Raw genomic sequence first — 6476 nt, 5'->3', positions numbered from 1 at the left:
ATTCATATATATATGAAACATATGGGATTCAATTAGTTGTAAGTGGCGTATTAGGGAGAAATATTGCAATACATAATGAAGACGGCTTATCACTTCATCATTTATTGATGTATGGTGGCGGTACCGCTGCAATTGAAAAATATTTAGAGTATCATCCGAAGGAACGTGCAACAACTAGCATAAGTGGTACTGTATTGGTAGAATCAACAGTTACAAATCTTAAAGATGGAAATCCAGGGAAACAATATATGAAACAAGCGATGGAGAAACAGATGGATATAGTAGCAATTTCTAAAGGGGCGCTCGTTACAAACTGGAGAGAAATAAATGAAGCAGCAAGAGGCGCAAATGTACGAATTCGATATAGCGGTGCAACAGCCGCTGCACTACCGACCCTAGATATCGGACAATTTGGTTTAGCCGGTTGCAGTATTGAAAAAATAGAAGGAATATTAAATGGAACAACTAATTATATTCTTACGAAAATGTATGAGGAAGATATGACATTTGAAGAAGCACTGAAAGAAGCACAAGATAAAGGAATTGCTGAGACAAACCCTATATTAGATATAAGTGGTTCAGATAGTGCGTGTAAATTGGTACTTTTGACAAACAGCTTAATGGAAACAGAGAAAACACTTACTGATATACATATAAAAGGAATCGAGCACGTTACAAAACAGCAAATTAGAAATGCTAAGGAACAACATAAAATTATTAAATTAATAGCATCAACATATAAGGATGAGGGTGGCAATGTGAATTTAAATGTTGAACCGTGCGAAATAGAAAAAGATCATCCGTTAGCAAAAGTAAATGGGACCGAAAAAGGAATTACGTTCTTTACAGATACGATGGGACAAGTTACTACAATTGGTGGGGCTTCTAATCCACGAGGCGCTGCAGCTGCAGCTTTAAAAGATGTGATTAACTTATATCGAAAAGATTTGTAAGACCGTACCGCCCTTTATAAAAAATACATATGTCGTGGACCTTTTGAGAATGAAATAAATATGAAAAAATGATTGCAGGGGGGAAGGAATTGTTTAAGGATTTTAAAGTTGTTAAAGATCGTCCCGTTTATATTCAATTGAAAGATTATTTGAAGAAGATGATTATGAAAGGGCATTTGCTCGGGGATCAAAAAATCCCATCAACAAGGGAACTAAGTGAATTACTAAGTGTGAGTAGAAACACTGTACTCGCTGCTTATGCAGATTTAGAACAAGAAGGACTCATTTATGCAGTTAAAGGAAAAGGGAACTTTGTTGCGAAGGTGGATATATCTAACACTTCGTCTGTTGAAATAAATTGGAAAAATAAACTTAATACAGTGACCGCATTAGCGGATGAATTAGATTTAATGAAACATGGTGTTCGTTGGGAAAAGGGAATGATTGTCTTTAATAGTATAGCCCCGGATGAGAAGCTATTTGATGTTGAAAATTTCAAAAGAGCTTTTCTTACTCGTATGTCCATTGAAGGAGACATCGTATTGAACTACGGATATGCAAAGGGATATAGACCGTTAATGAATTATTTACTTCATTACATGGAAATGAAAGGTGTAGACATTTCGAATAAAGATATTCTAATTACAAATGGATTTACAGAAGGATTGGATATTGTACTCTCTTCTTTATCAAAAAAATCTGGTCGTGTCATTTGTGAGAATCCAACTCACCACGCTGCACTAAAGCTGTTCCGTTTACATGGACTTGAAGTTCATGGGATTGATATGAATGAGGATGGTATTGATACGAATGAAGTTGAAAAAAGCTTGCGTGAAAAAGATTTTGATTTTGCTTATTTAATTCCTTCTTATCATAATCCAACCGGTATTGTTACGAGTTCAGAGAAAAGAACGGAATTGATGAGGTTATTCTCAAAATACAACGTTCCTATTATAGAGGACGGATTTAATGAAGAATTACGTTATTCAGGTTCACATTTAGCTCCATTATTAACTTTTGCTGGAGCTGGCAATAATGTGATTTATATTAGTAGCTTTTCAAAGGTACTTTTCCCTGGTTTACGTGTAGGTTGGATTATTGCAGATAAAGAGCTGATTCATTATTTAGAAAGCGTAAAAAGAGCAAGAACGATTCACACATCTACGCTAGATCAAGCTGTTCTGTTTCAATATTTACATGAGGGATATTTTGAAAAATATTTAAAAAAGGCAAGATCTGTTTATAAGAAAAAATATGAGTTAGCTGTCGGGGCATGTAACCAGTACATTCCTTTTAAAAGAATGACTGGAGATGGTGGACTGCATTTATTTATAGAGCTAGAAGAGCATATGAATGCCCGCACACTTTTACAAAAGTGTTATGAGAAAGGCGTTACGTTTTCACCTGGAGATGTTTTTTACTCTGATGGAGAAGGAGCGAACACTTTCCGATTAGGGTTTTCGCGCTTGAAAGAAGAAGAAATAGTTCGGGGAATTAAAATAATTGGTGATACATTAAAAAATGAAATTTGGAGTTGAGAAAATGAAAATCGGTGTTATTATGGGCGGGGTATCGTCTGAAAAACAAGTTTCAATTATGACGGGGAATGAAATGATTGCTCATTTAGATAAAAATAAGTATGAAATAGTTCCAATTACATTAAATGAAAAAGTGGATTTAATTGAAAAAGCGAAAGACATTGACTTTGCGTTGCTCGCATTACACGGAAAATACGGAGAAGATGGGACAGTTCAAGGAACACTGGAGAGTTTAGGGATTCCTTATAGCGGAAGTAATATGTTATCTAGCAGTATATGTATGGATAAAAATATTTCGAAAAAGATTTTACGTTATGAAGGTGTAGAAACACCAGATTGGATTGAACTTACAAAAATGGAGGATCTAAATCTTGATGAGTTAGATAAGTTAGGATTTCCATTAGTAGTAAAACCAAACTCTGGCGGATCGAGTGTCGGAGTGAAAATCGTTTACAATAAAAATGAATTGATCTCAATGCTAGAAACTGTATTCGAATGGGATTCTGAAGTAGTAATTGAGAAGTATATAAAAGGTGATGAAATTACATGTTCAATTCTGGATGGAAAACAGTTACCTATAGTTTCAATTCGACATGCAGCCGAGTTCTTTGACTACAATGCAAAATATGATGATACTAGTACAGTTGAGGAAGTTATCGAACTTCCAGCAGAAATTAATAAACGTGTAAATAAAGCGTCACTTGCTTGTTATAAAGCATTAAAATGTAGTGTTTATGCAAGAGTTGATATGATGGTGAAGGACGGAATTCCATATGTAATGGAAATTAATACATTACCAGGGATGACACAATCAAGTTTATTGCCAAAAAGTGCAGAAGCAGCGGGAATTAGTTATAGCAAACTATTAGATATGATTATTGAAACATCATTAAAAGTTAGAAAAGAAGAAGGGTTTTAAGGGAATTATATAACTAATTTTTTTGACAGTTTCACAAAGTATGCTATGATGAATACATTATAAAAACAAAATATTTATCCACTAGGGGGGCCTTTTATAGGCTGAGATCAAATGTGATTTTGAGACTCTTAGTACCTGATCTGGTTAATGCCAGCGTAGGGAAGTGGGAAAGACGTTGCTATTTAATGAGTAAATAAATACTGTCAATTTCACTTTCTTTACGCCTGTAAAGAAAGTTTTTTTATTTTAAAGCGTTAATAGCTGTGGATAAATATCTATATTTTATATATTATTGGAGGGATTTAAATGACTTTTTCACAATCGTTACGTAAAGAAGTAGATTCAATTTGGGAAGCGAGTTTTAACCATCCTTTTCTAAAAAAACTTGGTGAAGGAACGTTAGATTTAGCTAGTTTTCGTTATTATGTGCTTCAAGATTCATATTATTTGAGCCATTTTGCTAGAGTACAAACTTTAGGAGCTGCGAAAGCTCTTGAATTAGAGACGACAGCTCGTATGGCACATCATGCTCAAAATACATATGAGGCAGAGTTATCTTTACATGAGAATTTTGCTAAAAAGCTAGGGATAACAAAAGAAGAAAAAGATAATTTTATTCCTGCGCCAACTGCATATGCGTATACTTCACATATGTATCGTGCTGCGTATGAAGGGCATTTAGGAGATATCATTGCAGCAATTTTACCTTGCTATTGGTTGTATTATGAAATTGGCGAACGCTTAAAAGAGTGCCAGCCGGAAGAGCCAATTTATAACGAATGGATTTCTGCTTATGGATCTGATTGGTTCCGTACGCTAGTTGAAGAGCAAATTACACGTTTAGATACTATCGCTGAAAAAGTAACAGAGACAGACCGCAAGCGTATGAAACAGCATTTTATTATTAGCAGTCAATATGAATATTCATTTTGGGAAATGGCTTATACATTAGAAAAGTGGCCAGTGGATACAGACGTAAAAGACGTAATTGGATAAAGAATAGAAGTAATGTTATAGCTAGGTATGGATCATACCTAGCTATATATTTTTTCTTGTCAAATTTGCGTAAAGTCATTAGTGCTACGGATATGGCGAAATAGAATATCGATAATTTAGCTCATTTACTTGTCTACGCATTAACTGGATAAACTTCTGTCACATTTATTTTACAATCAAAGAACGTAAATGTTGGTGGTATGAAGTTAAATAAGAAAAGAAACCCGAGCTGTTAGCTGTAACGGAGTTGTTTTTTCTTTGCAGGAATTTCTAAATTATCATGGAGTGTTGTTAATACGATATGCAAATATGCATATCGTATTTTTTTGAGTTCTTTATGTGTTAAAATTAGATATAGAGATATGGAAATATAAAGAAGCAAAAGCAGGAATATCCAATGAATTTTGAGAGGTGTTATATGTTTACAAATAAGAAATTAATTCGATTTGGTTTATCGTTGTTTGTATTTTTAGGGATAATTAATTTTACAATCAGCTATTTCCAAACATATCTTGAAACAGCAGCAGATATTAAATGGGTAATTCCAGAAATTTGGAAAACTATTTTGCTAGATGTTCCTCAAGGGATACTTGTTCTTTTAGGCGCAATTGCTTTATATGATTTCACAAAAGAGGCATCAAAAAAAGACGCATCAATCTAAATGTGTCTTTTTTCAATTAGCAATTTCATATAGAGATTTGCTGGAGAAATAGAATGAAAAGCCCTAATTAGGGCTTTTTTTTGTTGGAATTTCTTAACCGTCATAGAAACCGGTCACTTGGAGGTGTTATAGCGAAAGCCATTTACAGTACAGAAAAATCTAAGCAGCAGACGGAAATATATAGGATATGGCATCATAATTGTTGAGAAATTAATTGAACTTAGTAAGTATGAAGATATGACGCTAGAATTCATATTTTTTAATTTTTATTTATCCCGCTATTTGCCGGGCAGTAAGCCCCCCACCTCAAAATTCAGCGGAAGCAAAGAAGTTAGGTAGGGGATGAACAAAACCCCACTGATTAAAGTTTCACTTTATAAAAATGAGCCCATAGTAAAAATAGGTATATGAACAAGGTGCATCATCTAGTGATAAGTCATACTTTGTTGGTGTACGTATTGAACTTAGTTTATAGCGCTATTTCTACTTAGATGTAACGAACAGGAATATAGGGAAGTATCGATGAGGTTGTATTTTATAAACGGAGGTTATGAAAATGAATCAGTTTCAACAAGAACTACAAGCGTTAAGCCTTAATGATTACCGGTCTGGAAATATTGTCTATTGGGACCAGCAAAACCAATATCCATATTACTATATTGAAGATGCTGCTCGTCGCTGTGGCGGTTGTGGTCGTTGTGGCGGTTGTGGTGGAGGTCGTTGTGGCGGCTTCCGTTGTGGTGGCTTCCGTTGTATTGGTTGCTTCGGTTGTTTTGGTTGCGGAGGCTGTGGCGGTTGTGGCGGCTGTGGTGGTTGCTCTAACTGTTTTGATGGTTTTACTGATACTACCGGTACTATTGTAACGTATGAATATTGATAACATCTATCTTGCTAGTTGCGGGCAGTAACATCCCCAAAAAAATTCAGCGAGAGCAAAGAGAAGTTAGGTGGCGGACTGCCCATAAAAGCCCGATTGGTGAGAGCTGATTAAAGTTTCACTTTATCAATTAAAAAACATTAGTTATATGTACGTGCCGACAAAGAATATAGCCATTATTAATGGATATATTCAATCATTCAAGTGAAAGAGTAACAATAAGATATATAGATGTAATCAAGATGTGATGGATAAAGCAATGACTAGATTTAAAATCTAATCATTGTTTTTTTCTTATGGTTTTATCATTAAATATCTGTCTAGTTTGGGCATTGCTTCCTTCTAGCTAATGATTTTATTACAACCGTGTAAGGTTAATGTAATGTTAATCGATAGTAAAATAAGTTGCTTAAGTGTATTTTAAATAAGATTAAAAAGTACTGTTTATCTACAAAATAATAGGGTAAATACTATGTAATTAGGAAGTGTATGAATATGGTTGAACTAAAATCTATTTTCCATTCGTATAAAC

6 protein-coding genes, 1 pseudogene and 1 riboswitch are annotated in these 6476 nt (G+C 34.4%); all 7 genes and pseudogenes read left to right on the top strand.

Features of this window, described 5'->3' with window-relative positions; all coding sequences use genetic code 11:
- Nucleotides 1-953: homoserine dehydrogenase (locus ABWK52_RS17765; RefSeq protein ID WP_353772044.1), on the top strand; the 953-nt coding region annotated here is incomplete at its 5' end.
- Nucleotides 954-1042: 89 nt separating this feature from the next.
- Entirely contained in the window at nt 1043-2491 is a 1449-nt protein-coding gene (locus ABWK52_RS17760) for a PLP-dependent aminotransferase family protein (protein WP_098507990.1), read from the top strand.
- Between the two features lie 4 nt (nt 2492-2495).
- The gene (locus ABWK52_RS17755; RefSeq protein ID WP_098508014.1) at nt 2496-3410 is read left to right on the top strand and encodes a D-alanine--D-alanine ligase; all 915 of its coding nucleotides are present in this window, start codon (nt 2496-2498) and stop codon (nt 3408-3410) included.
- Between the two features lie 73 nt (nt 3411-3483).
- A riboswitch (TPP riboswitch) is annotated at nt 3484-3589 on the top strand.
- A gap of 127 nt (nt 3590-3716) precedes the next feature.
- Nucleotides 3717-4406, top strand: a complete 690-nt coding sequence (tenA, locus tag ABWK52_RS17750) for a thiaminase II (protein WP_098507991.1) — start codon at nt 3717-3719, stop codon at nt 4404-4406.
- Nucleotides 4407-4803: 397 nt separating this feature from the next.
- Complete coding sequence (locus ABWK52_RS17745; protein WP_002101034.1) at nt 4804-5067, top strand: DUF3937 family protein; 264 nt, start codon at nt 4804-4806, stop codon at nt 5065-5067.
- 556 nt (nt 5068-5623) lie between these two features.
- Nucleotides 5624-5944: a heterocycloanthracin/sonorensin family bacteriocin gene (locus ABWK52_RS17740; RefSeq protein WP_001071364.1), complete on the top strand. Its 321-nt coding sequence runs from the start codon at nt 5624-5626 to the stop codon at nt 5942-5944.
- Nucleotides 5945-6089: 145 nt separating this feature from the next.
- Nucleotides 6090-6224, top strand: a pseudogene (locus ABWK52_RS17735) (site-specific integrase); the annotation flags it as partial.
- Nucleotides 6225-6476: the final 252 nt, after the last annotated feature.

Origin of the sequence: Bacillus sp. AP50 (assembly GCF_040492675.1) — a bacterium.
Lineage (GTDB): Bacteria > Bacillota > Bacilli > Bacillales > Bacillaceae_G > Bacillus_A > Bacillus_A cereus.
The sequence above is the reverse complement of the archived record's forward strand: the minus strand, read 5'-3'. Positions and strand labels throughout refer to the sequence as shown.